This is a genomic window from uncultured Paraglaciecola sp., assembly GCF_913058035.1.
Taxonomy (GTDB): Bacteria; Pseudomonadota; Gammaproteobacteria; order Enterobacterales; family Alteromonadaceae; genus Paraglaciecola.
Window position 1 is genome coordinate 1 of record NZ_CAJXPA010000130.1, and the last position, 13,342, is coordinate 13,342.

The following is a 13,342-nucleotide window of genomic DNA, read 5'->3' on the forward strand; positions in this document are numbered from 1 at the left end:
TAAATAAACATTCGATCATTGAATTAAGTATGTGATCAAATTGCCCAGATAAGAATAGTTATTGTGCTGAGGCTCCATTACTTTTTTCGTCATCTACTTCTTGAGGGATTCGTATATAAAGAACATCACCGATGAACTGATAGCTCCAAGATGTTAATTTCCGATTGGTGCTCATCTTGGCGGTGATAGTTGATGTATTAGTATTTCCATCTGCCATTAAAAAACCGAATTCTCCGATCATCGACAACTCTTCATTACCCTCAAAATCGAGTTTATCTGCCAGACCAAAAGAATTTATTTCTTTTCGCTCAGCAAAAACACTGTTTGCGGTCAGTAAAAAATAAATAAATGAAATTCGCTTAATAAAATAAAAATACTAACAACCAAAAATTTTACAGTAATACATATAAAAGATTGTACTTGTGGATGGATAACGCGAAAGGCTTAAAATTATTATATATTAATAATTTTAAGCTTAATGAAATTTCATTATGCCTAACATCCCGTCAGCTTCCATGGTTGCAAATTTAATTGCATCTTTTAAATCTTCATGTTCAAGATTCAAGTGTTTCAAAACTAAAGGAGTGACTAATTGGTTGGCAGAATATAAATCGGAATGAGCCATTGCTACACTAGCACGAGCAGCAATATAAATGATTGCCACATCCTTATTTTCTAATGCTTTATTCTCGTTATGTAAATCCATCACAGGAATATATAGTTGGCTTGGTAGCTGCCAGAATTCCATAAGTTTTGCGCTACAATTTGCATAATCAAAGCCTAGGGTTTGTTGTTGTAATTTCCAAGGGGAAGTCTTTTTGTCATATTTACAACATTTAATAGCTAAATCGGGTGCCTGTACCGCAACCAACAACTCGCCTAAATTGTGTAATAAACCCAATAAAAAAAACCGTTCACTACCTCTTATTTTGACTATTTTAGCCAAGTGTTTTGCAACTAATGCAGCATAAATGCTCTGCAACCAAAATCTTCTTAGATCAATCACGTCGCTACTAAAGTGTTCAAATGCAGAACTGGCTGTTTCTGCCATAACAAGATTATATAAGGCTTCGCCACCAATAATATTAATCGCCTTTGCTATGGAATCAATCTGCGATTCAAAACGAAATAGTGGACTATTTGCTAATTTAAGTAGTTTTGAAGATAAAGAGGGATCCAATTTGATGAACCGGCTAATATCTTCTAAGTCAGATTTATCATCATCCAACATTGAACGAATGCGCACACAAATGTCCGGAAGGGCAAAAGATTGGCTGGCTACTCTAGCGATATCTATAGGGTGAATGAATGACATAATTTGTTTTTTTGGAAACATTATGACACTAGTATAAACATTCGTGATTTGAAAAGTTAGTTTCTTTTTACTTTGATTATTATATTGGCGTATTGATAATAGAGGTTGATTTTTATCCATAAAAAGATAGGGTTATTTTATGATAAGTTTTCAGCACTAATGGCATATCTATGAAAGAACTTTCTGGGCTAGACGCTTCGTTTTTATATCTTGAAACACCTAAAATACCTATGCATATAGGAGGTGTTGCAATTATTGAGGGATCACTTGAGTTTGATGATTTTCGTCAGTACGTAAGTGAGCGTGTGCATACTGTTGAAAAACTCACACAAAAACTTGTCACCGTTCCACTCAGTCTCGACAGGCCTTATTGGGTAGAGGATCCAGATTTTGATATTAATATGCACATGCATCGTACTGCTTTGCCGCGTCCAGGTGGCTGGAAAGAGCTACGTTATTTGGCATCCAGATTATTTTCTCAGCAGCTAAATCGAGATCGTCCGTTATGGGAGTTTATCTTTGTTGAAGGCTTAGACAATATCTCTCAAGTACCTAAAGGGTCTGTGGCATTAATCAGTAAAGTGCATCATTCAGGATTTGATGGTAAATCAGGGGCTGAATTAATGTCTATGTTATTTGATGTGTCACCAACACCAAGAAAACCAAAGCCGGCGGTTGTTAAAGATAAGAATGAAATACTCGGGCCTGTTGGACTGATGGCAAAAAGCGCCTATAACTTTATTTCACGGCCTACTAAACTTCCTGGTTTATTGTGGGATACAGGTAAAGCAACTTTAAAAGCGGGTTACATGACTCGGGCACAAGGTATAAATATGCCCACCATGCCGTTTAATGCACCCAAAACAAGGTTTAACGATACGGTTGAAATGGAGCGTGTTTGGAATTCAACTATTTTAGATATTCATCGCGTTAAAGCCCTCAGAAAAGTAGTAGATGGTGCAACCTTAAATGATGTAATTTTAGCTATATGCGCTGGCGCGCTTAGACGTTACTTGTTGGAAAAAGGTGAATTACCTGATAAGCCACTTGTCGCCATGGTGCCAGTATCGACCCGCACAACAGAAGAAAAAAATGCTATGGGTAATCAAGTATCTGCAATGTACGTGCAGTTGGCTACAGATATTGATGACCCAATAAAACGCTTAGAGAAAATTCAAATCAACACGATGGTAGGTAAACTTTACCAAGATGCCATCGATGCAAAAAGTTTAATGGGATATGCCGAGTTAATTCCGTTTGGGTTAGCGGGTGTGGCAGCAAGGTTTTACTCTAGGGCAGCCATAGCTAAGCATCATAGCCCATTATTTAATGTGGTCATTACGAATGTACCTGGGCCTCAGATACCTATTTATCTTGCTGGACATAAGTTGATTGTTAATATGGGAACAGCCCCTATTTTTGATGGCATGGGGTTAATTATGCCTATTTGTAGTTATAACGGTACCTTATCTATTAGTCCCACAAGTTCAGTAAATTTGATGCCTGATTTAGATGTGTTTACACGTTACATTCGCGAGAGTGCCAATGAACTAGAACTGGCAGTTCAGGAAAAGTTAGCTGGACAAGCTGCTATGGATTCACTTATGCGGGACGTATAATTTTATCATTTTATAGGATTTGTTATGAAACATGTATTACCTAATATACCAAGGCCTTCCTTATTTCATATGTTCACCGAAGGTCGATCATTAGTGGAGCTCAGTGCATTTGGTGCTGCATTACCATTTTTAAATAGGGCTCCATCTGGTGACGGTCATCCGGTGATGGTGCTTCCAGGTTTCTTGGCCAGTGATTTTTCTACTAAACCTATACGGTCGTTTTTAAAAGGTAAAGGTTATGAGACATATGGCTGGGGGCTTGGACGCAATTTAGGCACAGAAATAGTTGGTGGTGAACAAGTATTAAGTGATAAATTAATTAATCGAGTGATTGAATTATCGGTTATCCATAGCGCAAAAGTGAGTTTAGTAGGGTGGAGCTTAGGTGGTATTTTGGCCAGAGAAATCGCACGTATTATTCCAGATTGTGTGAGGCAAGTCATCACTCTGGGTAGTCCATTTAATGGATCACATGGATCATCGCCAGTAGTCGAAGGATTGTTTGAACTTATTAACGGTAATGTTTCTCAATCTAACCCTGATGTAGTAAGAAAAATGTTTATGCCTCCTCCGGTGCCTAATTCTGCATTATATTCTAAAACTGATGGGGTTGTTCATTGGCAAGCTTGTATTAACCACCGAATTGAAGCACATCATCAAGCAGAAAATATTCAGGTTCGGGGGAGTCATTCTGGTCTGGGTCATAATCCACAAGTTGTATGGATTGTTGCCAATAGATTGTCACAGTTAGAAGCTAGCTGGCAGCCGTACAAAAAAGATGAACTTGAAAAAACTCAGATTTCAGGCAAGCTAAAATTCGTTTAATTTACAAAGGGTTTTGACACTATTGAATTCTATCACTCACCATCCCGAGCAGTTAATTGCAGCTAATAGTATTGATATCAATTACGATAGTTTCGGGGACAAAAGTCATCCAGCAATTGTATTGATCATGGGTTTAGCTACCCAAATGATTTATTGGGACCAGCAATTCTGTGAATTACTTGCCTCACAGGGTTATTGGGTTATCAGATTTGATAACCGTGATAATGGTAAAAGTACATGGTTGGACTCAACCCCCGCCCCCACTAGTTTTGCTTTACTGAAAAATGCGGTATTTAGGCGCCCGTTAGGAGCTACTTATTTATTATCTGATATGATGAAAGATACTCTGGGTTTATTAGATGCATTACATTTGAAAAGTGCACATATAGTTGGCGTATCCATGGGTGGAATGATTGCTCAAGAGATTGCCATTAAACATCCACACAGAGTTAAAAGTCTAACTTCCATTATGTCTACCACGGGTAGTAGAAAATTACCTAAACCATCTACAGCGTTTAGTTTTAAAATGCTGAAACGACCACCTAAAGATATCAATAAAGCTGTTACCTATGGCTTGAACGTTTGGCGTTTGATACACGGAAATTATTACCCGTTTGATCAACAAAAAGTACTTAGTTTAATATCACGGGCATTACAACGTGGCTTTAATCCTGCTGGCAACACCCGTCAATTAGCCGCTATATTAGACTCACCAGATAGAACTGCCGCACTCAGAACTTTAACCGTACCAAGTTTGATCATTCATGGTGAGGATGATCCCTTAGTACTCGTCGCTTGCGGTTATGCTACAGCAACAGCGATCCCAAATGCCAAGATAAAAGTCTACCCAGGAATGGGGCACACCATACCAAATCAACTATACGACGATATAACCACACAGATACTAGATCATATCAAGCTGAGTTAAACTTATTTAAAGCGTGCAAATAAACCATTTACGCCGCGCACCATCCACCTGGGATAATGCGTGGCCCACTGTACTAATAATTTGTTAGCAATTTTATCCAAAAACACCACATCACCTTTCATACTAGCTTTATAGGCCTGTGCAGCAAGTTCCATTGGATCAGCTTTTAAAAACTTAGGAATGAATTTTTCAAAACCATCAGCATGGCTGAGCATTTTTGTCTCTGTCATGCCAGGGCATACACAAGTGACAGCTACCCCAGTGCCCCGAAGCTCTTCCGCAATGCCTTCTGAAAAAGACAATACAAAAGCCTTACTGGCACCATATGCTGCAAAATTAGGTGTGGGCATAAAACTAGCAATAGAGCCTATGTTAACAATTTTCCCTTGGCCACGTGCCAGCATAGGTTTGATAAATTGTTGTGTCATATTGACTAAGCTTTGGACATTTAATTGCAACAAATCATTAAGCTTTTGTGGGTCGCTTAGGCTTAATTTTTGAACTTGCATCATGCCTGCATTATTAACTAAGATGTCGATTTCAATTTCTTTTAGTGCAATTGCCTCAAACAATTTCTGTGCTGCATCGACGGGGATTAAATCGGCTGCAAATACATGCACATCAACTGCGTATTTTGCTTTTAGTTCACTAGCAAAATCCATTAACTTAACTGCATTGCGTGCAACTAACACTAAGTCGTGGCCATTTTTTGCATAAATTTCTGCAAAACTACGGCCTATACCCTCTGATGAACCTGTGATCAATGCTGTTTTAAGTTTGGACATGACGAACCTCATTATTAATTTACGTGATGTAGAAACAAACCAACATACCACATGATTTATTTCTTATATTGACTGTTATTAAGGGAAAATGAATCGTCTGAAAAACCTAGTTGTGAAGATGATTCAGTATTACTTTTCTTGTGTTTAACGATAGCTTTTGCTCTTTTTTTACGTGCTGCACAGGCTTTATTTATTTTACTTTGAACATCCTGTTCTAATTTTATCCAATGTACTCTTTCATCTCTAGAACGAAAACAACCCACACAAAAACCTTTTGGCCCAGACTGACAGACACCAATACATGGGCTGGTAATTTCAAAGATTTCAATTTGTTTCAACGTCTACCTCAACACTTCGTAATCAAGCTTTAGAATGATAAATAACACTAGTATACCCAAGCTTAACGATAGAAAAAATAACCACATGGTTCTTGGTATTGTCAACACCAAGGCAAGTAGAGCTGCAGTTATTAGAATTGGGTGGTTGCACTCCGCGTTTTTAAAAATCTACGATACACCTTAATCAAAAAAGTGGTGATAACACCCAATATTATTGTACATAGAGGATATATCAGTTGATTGTGTATTAGTAGAAAATGTAAGGAGGATCTATTTATAAAATCGAACGGTTAGACAGGTACCACCAGATGCCAGATTCAAAAGGGAGATGTGTTCGAACTTATCAATCTCTTCTTCGCTCACCTAGTTGATATGGTGTGAGTTGTCGAGTTCGCGAATTCTAGATTTGAGCTAGTGCTCCACAAAACCCGTATTTATAGGTTCTAGTTAGCTTGTCTGATTATCAAACATGAATTTACTGATTACCAGAAATGACTATATGTTCTATTACGTTTAGTGTGTGTTCTTGTTGTAGACGTGAAAAGGTAAACTATAGATAGAAAAAAAGGACCTGCTGGTCCTTTTTTAAATAATTTAATTATTTTACTTTTTCTTGGCCTTGGGATTTGGCAAGTCAGTAATACTACCTTCGTACATCTCTGCAGCTAAGCCGATCGACTCGTTAAGGGTAGGGTGAGCATGGACAGTTAATGCGATGTCTTCAGCATCTGCGCCCATTTCGATTGCTAGGCCAATTTCACCTAACATTTCGCCCGCATTAATACCGACAATAGCACCACCAATAATACGGTGTGATTCTTTGTCGAAGATCAATTTAGTTAAACCTTCAGTACGCGCTGATGCAATAGCACGACCTGATGCAGCCCAAGGAAAAGTAGAAGCTTCGTAATTGAGGCCTTGTTCTTTGGCTTCCTTTTCAGTCACACCTACCCATGCTATTTCTGGATCAGTATAAGCAACAGAAGGAATACCTTTAGGATCAAAGTAATGCTTTTTACCTGAGATAACTTCTGCAGCCACATGACCTTCGTGTGCTGCTTTGTGAGCGAGCATAGGCTGTCCGATTAAGTCACCTAAAGCAAAAATATTAGATACGTTCGTACGCAGTTGTTTATCAACACTGATAAAGCCACGTTCGTCTACCTTCACACCGGCTTTTTCTGCATCGACTACACTGCCATTTGGACGACGGCCAACGGCAACCAGTACTTTATCGTACCTGACTGGTTCTGCAGGTGCTTGTTTGCCTTCAAAAGTGACATACAAACCGTCTTCTTTTGCATCAACGGCTGTTACTTTGGTTTCTAACATCACGTTGAATTTATTTTTCACATACTTTTGATAAGCTTTTATTACGTCTTTGTCAGCCGCAGGAATAAGCTGGTCAAGGAACTCGACTACGTCAATTTTCGAACCTAATGCACGATAAACTGTACCCATTTCCAAGCCGATAATACCACCACCTAGGACTAACATTTTTTCTGGGATATCAGCTAGTTCTAGTGCGCCAGTTGAGTCTATTACGCGAGGGTCATCTTTTGGAATAAACGGTAAGCTAATTGGCTCAGACCCAGCTGCAATGACGGCATTGTCGAAGGTAATCGTTGTTTTTCCGTCTTTGCCTTCAACTTCAAGTGTATTGCTGCTGGTAAACTTACCATAACCTTGTACGTGTTTGACTTTACGCATTTTAGCCATACCAGATAAGCCTTTGGTTAATTGGTCGACAACGCTGTCTTTCCAACCACGGACTTTGTCTAAATCGATGACGGGCTCACCAAAAGATACCCCATGGCTAGCCATATCCTTGGCGTCGTCAATAACCTTGGCTACGTGAAGCATCGCTTTTGAGGGGATACAGCCCACGTTCAAACACACACCGCCTAAAGTAACACGGGCATCAACTATTACTGTCTCCACGCCTAAGTCAGCAGCACGAAAAGCGGCCGCATAGCCTCCTGGGCCTGCACCTAATACAACTAACTGAGTCTTAATTTCGCTCATATGATCCTCAAATTCTTTTTTAAACAATATGTTTTGTTTGCAGTGCAAATAACATGTCGTGAATAAATCTTGTTTTTTGGTGTTAAAAAATGGGTAACAGCCAATAGTCACCCATTATTCATTAAAGTATTATTCTACGTAAATCCGTTAAATTTGCAGCCACTTCGGTAGAGAAACGCGCACCTACTGCACCGTCAATAACACGATGGTCGTAAGACAAACTTAACGGCACCATAAGTCTAGGTATAAATTCTACACCATTCCACTTAGGTTTCATTTCTGATTTAGACACACCTAATATAGCAACTTCAGGGGCATTAACAATAGGTGTAAAGGCTGTTCCGCCAATACCACCTAAACTCGATATGGTGAATGTACCACCTTGCATATCGGTTGCTTTTAACTTACCTTCACGCGCCTTAGCTGATGTTTCTATCAACTCTTTTGAAAGTTGTTCAATCCCTTTTTTGTTTACATCTTTGATAACAGGCACTACTAATCCGTTTGGTGTTTCCACGGCAATACCAATATTTATAAATTTCTTAATAATTAAACTTTCGCCATCGTCAGATAATGATGAGTTAAAGGCAGGGTATTTTTCCAAAGCCTTTGCCACTGCTTTCATAACGAATACGAGAGGCGTGATTTTTAAACCCGATTTAGTCTTAGCGTGATAAGCATTTTGCTCTTTACGGAAAGTTTCAATATCAGTGATATCCGCTTCATCAAACTGTGTAATGTGGGGAATAGTAGCCCAATTACGGTGTAAGAATGGGCCAGATATTTTCTGGATGCGGGTTAAGGGCAATACTTCAACTTCACCGAACTTAGCATGGTCAACAGGTTTAACATTTGCAATGTGTAATACATTATCGGCGCTAATCGCGTTACCACCAACCGCGTTGCCGCTAGCTGATCGAGGTTTCGCTAATTCTGTTTTCACATAGGCCTGTACGTCTACTTTTAGAACACGTTTTTTAGGACCGGTAGCTGCCACTAGGCTTAAGTCGACACCAAATTCTCTGGCTACTCTGCGTACTGAAGGTGAAGCGTGTGCTTTTCCATCAGAAGGGGGAGTAGGGGTTTCTGGAACAGGTGCGGTTTTTTCTGCAACTGCCGGAGCTACTTTTTCAGGTATTTCTTGAGGCTTTTCTTGAGGTTTTTCGGCAGCGGTTGGTGCTGCTTCAGCCGATTTAGCAGCGGCTTTACCACCGGCAGTCTCAAGTTTAATCACAAGAGTGCCTTGCTTCACCTTATCGCCAGTGGATATATACACTTCTTTGACTGTTCCAGCGTGAGTGGAGGGCACATCCATAGTGGCTTTATCTGTTTCTAAGGTAATCAAACCGTCTTCTTGTTCAATCACATCACCAACAGACACCAATACATCGATCACATCCACTTCACCGTCTTCGCCAATATCTGGTACTGCCACCTCAATTAGTTCACTGCTTCCCTTTGTTTCAGGTTCAGCTGCTGGGGCTGATTCTGCTTTGTTAGGTTCATCTTTTGTTGCAACTTCAGGAGCAGACTCTTTTTCTTCTGGTTCTGCTGGTGCTTCTTTATCAGGAGCGGTTGATCCTGATGTTTTAATTTCACCAATGACATCACCTTCTTTGATTTTGTCACCCACTTTGACCGATAAACTGGTCAATTCACCTGCAAAAGGGGCAGGGATGTCCATTGATGCTTTATCAGTTTCAACGGTAATCACACCATCTTCAGCTTCAAGTGTGTCGCCGACGGCAAAACAAATTTCAATTATTTCAACTTCTTCGCCACCTACATCGGGGACTAGAATTTTTTGAATATCAGACATATATAAACTCCTTATCTAGTCACTATTAGGCGTAAAGTGGGTTAAGTTTGTCGGTATTGATGTCGAAGCGTTTAATCGCCTCAGTTACAACCTTCTTGTCAATTTCACCACGTTTAGCTAGTTCATATAAAGAGGCAACCACCACATACGCTGCGTTAACTTCAAAATGTGTACGTAAGTTTGCACGGCTATCACTACGACCAAAACCATCAGTGCCTAAACAACGATAATCTGTATCGATGAATGCACGAACTTGGTCAGAATAACCTTTCACATAATCAGTAGCTGCAATAGCAGGACCTGCGTCTTTGGTGATGATTTTGCTGATGTAAGCCGTTTTAGTATCCGCTTCAGGGTTCAGCATATTCCAACGAGTAATAGCTTGTCCGTCACGGGCTAATTCGTTGAAAGAAGTCACAGAATAAACATCAGAAGATATTTTGTAGTCTTCACTTAGAATCTGCGCCGCTTTGCGTACTTCATTTAAAATAGTACCAGAACCCATTAGTTGAACATTAGATTTGGCTTTGGCTTGGCCTTTTGCTTCTATACGCTCTAACTTATAAATACCTTTGATGATTTGTTTAGCAACATCATCACTTTCGGGTATCGCAGGGTGTTGATAGTTTTCGTTCATCAAGGTCATGTAGTAGAAAACATTTTCGTTTTCTGTGTACATCCGACGTAAACCGTCTTGCACAATCACCGCTACTTCATATCCGTAAGTTGGGTCATATGAAACGCAGTTAGGAATTAAGTTAGCCTGAACATGTGAATGCCCATCTTGATGTTGTAAACCTTCGCCGTTTAGAGTTGTTCGACCTGCAGTGGCGCCCAATAAAAAGCCACGAGCTTGACTGTCACCAGCTGCCCAAGCTAAGTCACCAACACGTTGAAAACCAAACATTGAATAGTAGATATAAAACGGAATAGTGGTGGCATTACAAGTTGAGTAAGACGTGCCGGCTGCAACCCAAGAAGCCATCGCTCCTAGCTCGTTAATACCTTCTTGTAAAACCTGACCCTTTTCGTCTTCACGGTAAAAAGCTACTTGGTCAGCATCCTGGGGCGTATATTTTTGACCCTCGTTGGCGTAAATCCCGACTTGACGGAATAAACCTTCCATACCAAAAGTACGGGCCTCATCAGGGATAATAGGCACCACACGTTTACCTATTTTCTTATCTTTCAATAAGACATTCAATACACGTACAAAGGTCATCGTAGAAGATACTTCACGCTCACCAGAACCTTTTAAAATAGCATCAAATGCTTTCAATTCAGGGATTTCTAGTTGTTCTTCAGCTTGCTTACGACGCTGAGGTAATGATCCGCCTAATGCTTCACGACGGGCTTTCATATACTTGTATTCTTCGCTGTCTTCAGCAAACTTATAAAAGGGTAAATCAGCAATCGATTCGTCTGCCACGGGAATATTGAAACGGTCGCGGAATTTTTTGAGAGAATCCACGTCCATTTTTTTTACGTTGTGTGCAATATTTAAGGCTTCACCTGATGCACCTAGACCAAAACCTTTAATTGTTTTGGCCAAAATAACCGTCGGACGACCCTTGGTGTCCATGGCTTTTTGGTAGGCTGCGTATACTTTAACAGGATCGTGTCCACCACGGTTTAGACGGAATATATCTTCATCAGACATATTCGCCACTAGAGCCGCTGTTTCGGGGTATTTGTTAAAATAATTTTCTCGGGTGTACTTACCACCTTTAGCTTTACAATTTTGGTATTCACCGTCTACGGTTTCATTCATCAGTTGTAAAAGTTTACCGGACTTGTCACGGGCAAGTAGTGCATCCCAGTAACTACCCCAAATGACTTTGACCACTTCCCAGCCTGCGCCACGAAAGTTACCTTCAAGTTCTTGGATGATTTTACCATTGCCACGAACTGGTCCATCTAAACGTTGCAAGTTACAATTGATCACAAACGTTAAGTTGTCTAAACCCTCACGTGAGGCTAAACCAATAGCACCCAATGATTCTGGCTCATCACATTCACCGTCGCCTAAGTAGCAATAGACTCTTTGTTCTGAACAATCTTTAATACCGCGATTAGTTAAGTACTTTAAAAAACGTGCTGTATAAATAGCCTGCAACGGACCTAAACCCATAGAAACAGTGGGGAACTGCCAATAATCTTTCATTAAGTGAGGATGTGGATAGGAAGGTATACCTTGACCATCACACTCTTGACGAAAATTATTTAATTGCGTTTCTGATAAATTTCCTTCAAGGAAAGAGCGCGCATATATACCAGGAGAAATATGGCCTTGAAAGAATATGAAGTCGCCACTATTTTTTTCATTGGGTGCTTTAAAAAAGTGATTAAACCCTACGTCATACAACATGGCAGAAGATGCAAAGCTACCAATATGGCCGCCTAAGTCTAAGTCTTTTTTAGATGCACGTAACACTATCATCAAGGCATTCCAACGGATTGCCGCACGAATGCGCGTTTCAATCGTCTGGTCACCAGGCATAGTCGGCTCTTGTGCCACTGGGATGGTGTTGATATACGCTGTGGTTGCGTCATAGGGTAAATGGGCTCCACTACGTCGCGCTTTGTCAATCAAAGCTTCTAAAAGAAAATGTGCGCGTTCTGCACCTTCTTCCTCAAAAACTGTCTCCAGAGAGTCTAACCATTCTTGTGTTTCTTGTGGATCCACATCCGGATGCATCATATCTGCCATGGTGCTTTCCCTTTTTATCGTTTGTTGGTAAAGGAACTTATCGTTATTCAAATATAGTAAGTGTAAATCTCGACTATTATTTGATATTTTAATAAGCTGTTATTCATTTCATCCTAGAACATGTTTAAACACATCCAATGAAATACTTAATTTACTTCTATCCGTCGCAACGCGCGCTGCATACGCATGTCTTGTCGGTTGATATTTAACAATGTTTCTTCTATATAGGCTAAGTGTTCATTACTAGCCTTACGGGCCTGTTCAGGATCACCTGCTAAAATGGCTTGAACTATGCTGCGCCTTTGACGGTTTATATTTTGTGCAGCATCAGTGTGTTTGGTCAACACCTCTAAGTTTCGCTGAATATTGTCTTGCAGCATAGACTGTAGACTGCGCATTACGTGCTGTAAGACCATGTTATGGGCAGCGTTGGCCATCGTCAGATAAAAGTTAACCAAGGCTATTGCTTCTAGGCTCTTATCTGTTGAGTTTGAGCCATCTGGCAATGCATCTAAAGCACTTTCTATTGCTTGGTAATCCTCTGGCTGACCCCTCAAGGCTGCATAATAGGCAGCCATTCCCTCTAGCGCATGTCGAAATTCGAGTAAATCAAATTGCATTTCTGGCTTGTCAGATAAAAGTAGCAAAAGCGGATCGGTAATCAATTCGTTCAACCGGGGCTTAACAAAAGTGCCACCACCTTGCTTACGTTCGACCAAGTTTTTGGTTTCAAGTTTTTGAATCGCTTCTCTTACCGAAGGTCGGGATACTGCAAATTGTTCTGCGAGTGTGCGTTCAGATAACAGCTTTTGTCCGGCCAACAACCTACCGTCTAGTATCATAGCTTCTAATTGCTCCGTGATATCGTCAGATAATTTTCTAGATTGCACTCGGCGCATTCTGATATTCCATGAGTAAACAACAATAAATGTGTTATTTGGTAAATTGGTAAGACCATTCAGGTGTGATATGTTAGTA

General features: G+C 40.2%; 11 protein-coding genes. 3 read left to right on the top strand and 8 right to left on the bottom strand.

Going from position 1 to position 13,342, the window contains the following annotated elements; genetic code table 11:
- Window positions 1–58: 58 nt before the first annotated feature.
- Both QZ562_RS15290 and QZ562_RS15295 read right to left on the bottom strand, forming a co-directional pair.
- On the bottom strand, window positions 59–241 hold the full coding sequence (locus tag QZ562_RS15290; RefSeq protein ID WP_293761850.1) for a DUF481 domain-containing protein: 183 nt from the start codon (window positions 239–241) through the stop codon (window positions 59–61).
- 234 nt (window positions 242–475) lie between these two features.
- The gene (locus tag QZ562_RS15295; RefSeq protein ID WP_293761868.1) at window positions 476–1,315 is read right to left on the bottom strand and encodes an HDOD domain-containing protein; all 840 of its coding nucleotides are present in this window, start codon (window positions 1,313–1,315) and stop codon (window positions 476–478) included.
- A gap of 170 nt (window positions 1,316–1,485) precedes the next feature.
- On the opposite strand from QZ562_RS15295, the gene QZ562_RS15300 reads away from it, so the two are divergent.
- From QZ562_RS15300 to QZ562_RS15310, 3 genes are read left to right on the top strand one after another with little or no spacing between them, the layout of a single operon-like run.
- Window positions 1,486–2,934, top strand: a complete 1,449-nt coding sequence (locus QZ562_RS15300; protein WP_293761852.1) for a wax ester/triacylglycerol synthase family O-acyltransferase — start codon at window positions 1,486–1,488, stop codon at window positions 2,932–2,934.
- A gap of 24 nt (window positions 2,935–2,958) precedes the next feature.
- Complete coding sequence (locus tag QZ562_RS15305; RefSeq protein WP_293761854.1) at window positions 2,959–3,759, top strand: hypothetical protein; 801 nt, start codon at window positions 2,959–2,961, stop codon at window positions 3,757–3,759.
- A 22-nt stretch (window positions 3,760–3,781) separates the two neighbouring features.
- Entirely contained in the window at window positions 3,782–4,687 is a 906-nt protein-coding gene (locus QZ562_RS15310; protein WP_293761856.1) for an alpha/beta hydrolase, read from the top strand.
- A gap of 2 nt (window positions 4,688–4,689) precedes the next feature.
- On the opposite strand, the gene QZ562_RS15315 is transcribed toward QZ562_RS15310, so the two are convergent.
- From QZ562_RS15315 to QZ562_RS15340, 6 genes are all read right to left on the bottom strand, one after another.
- Complete coding sequence (locus QZ562_RS15315) at window positions 4,690–5,472, bottom strand: SDR family oxidoreductase (protein WP_293761858.1); 783 nt, start codon at window positions 5,470–5,472, stop codon at window positions 4,690–4,692.
- Window positions 5,473–5,528: 56 nt separating this feature from the next.
- Window positions 5,529–5,810 carry a DUF1289 domain-containing protein gene (locus QZ562_RS15320; RefSeq protein WP_293761860.1) on the bottom strand — a complete coding sequence of 94 codons (282 nt, stop codon included), beginning with the start codon at window positions 5,808–5,810 and terminating at the stop codon, window positions 5,529–5,531.
- Window positions 5,811–6,413: 603 nt separating this feature from the next.
- Window positions 6,414–7,835 (bottom strand): dihydrolipoyl dehydrogenase, encoded by a 1,422-nt coding sequence (gene lpdA / locus QZ562_RS15325; RefSeq protein ID WP_293761862.1) that lies wholly within the window; start codon window positions 7,833–7,835, stop codon window positions 6,414–6,416.
- 121 nt (window positions 7,836–7,956) lie between these two features.
- Window positions 7,957–9,654: a dihydrolipoyllysine-residue acetyltransferase gene (gene aceF / locus QZ562_RS15330; protein ID WP_293761864.1), complete on the bottom strand. Its 1,698-nt coding sequence runs from the start codon at window positions 9,652–9,654 to the stop codon at window positions 7,957–7,959.
- A gap of 25 nt (window positions 9,655–9,679) precedes the next feature.
- On the bottom strand, window positions 9,680–12,364 hold the full coding sequence (gene aceE / locus QZ562_RS15335) for a pyruvate dehydrogenase (acetyl-transferring), homodimeric type (protein ID WP_293761866.1): 2,685 nt from the start codon (window positions 12,362–12,364) through the stop codon (window positions 9,680–9,682).
- A 146-nt stretch (window positions 12,365–12,510) separates the two neighbouring features.
- Window positions 12,511–13,263, bottom strand: a complete 753-nt coding sequence (locus QZ562_RS15340) for a GntR family transcriptional regulator (protein WP_293761870.1) — start codon at window positions 13,261–13,263, stop codon at window positions 12,511–12,513.
- Between the last annotated feature and the right edge of the window lie 79 nt (window positions 13,264–13,342).

Coding starts and splice junctions, on each gene's coding strand:
- QZ562_RS15290 (WP_293761850.1), bottom strand. CDS start 241: ATGATCGGAGAATTCGGTTTTTTAATGGCAGATGGAAATACTAATACA.
- QZ562_RS15295 (WP_293761868.1), bottom strand. CDS start 1,315: ATGTCATTCATTCACCCTATAGATATCGCTAGAGTAGCCAGCCAATCT.
- QZ562_RS15300 (WP_293761852.1), top strand. CDS start 1,486: ATGAAAGAACTTTCTGGGCTAGACGCTTCGTTTTTATATCTTGAAACA.
- QZ562_RS15305 (WP_293761854.1), top strand. CDS start 2,959: ATGAAACATGTATTACCTAATATACCAAGGCCTTCCTTATTTCATATG.
- QZ562_RS15315 (WP_293761858.1), bottom strand. CDS start 5,472: ATGTCCAAACTTAAAACAGCATTGATCACAGGTTCATCAGAGGGTATA.
- lpdA (WP_293761862.1), bottom strand. CDS start 7,835: ATGAGCGAAATTAAGACTCAGTTAGTTGTATTAGGTGCAGGCCCAGGA.
- aceF (WP_293761864.1), bottom strand. CDS start 9,654: ATGTCTGATATTCAAAAAATTCTAGTCCCCGATGTAGGTGGCGAAGAA.
- aceE (WP_293761866.1), bottom strand. CDS start 12,364: ATGGCAGATATGATGCATCCGGATGTGGATCCACAAGAAACACAAGAA.
- QZ562_RS15340 (WP_293761870.1), bottom strand. CDS start 13,263: ATGCGCCGAGTGCAATCTAGAAAATTATCTGACGATATCACGGAGCAA.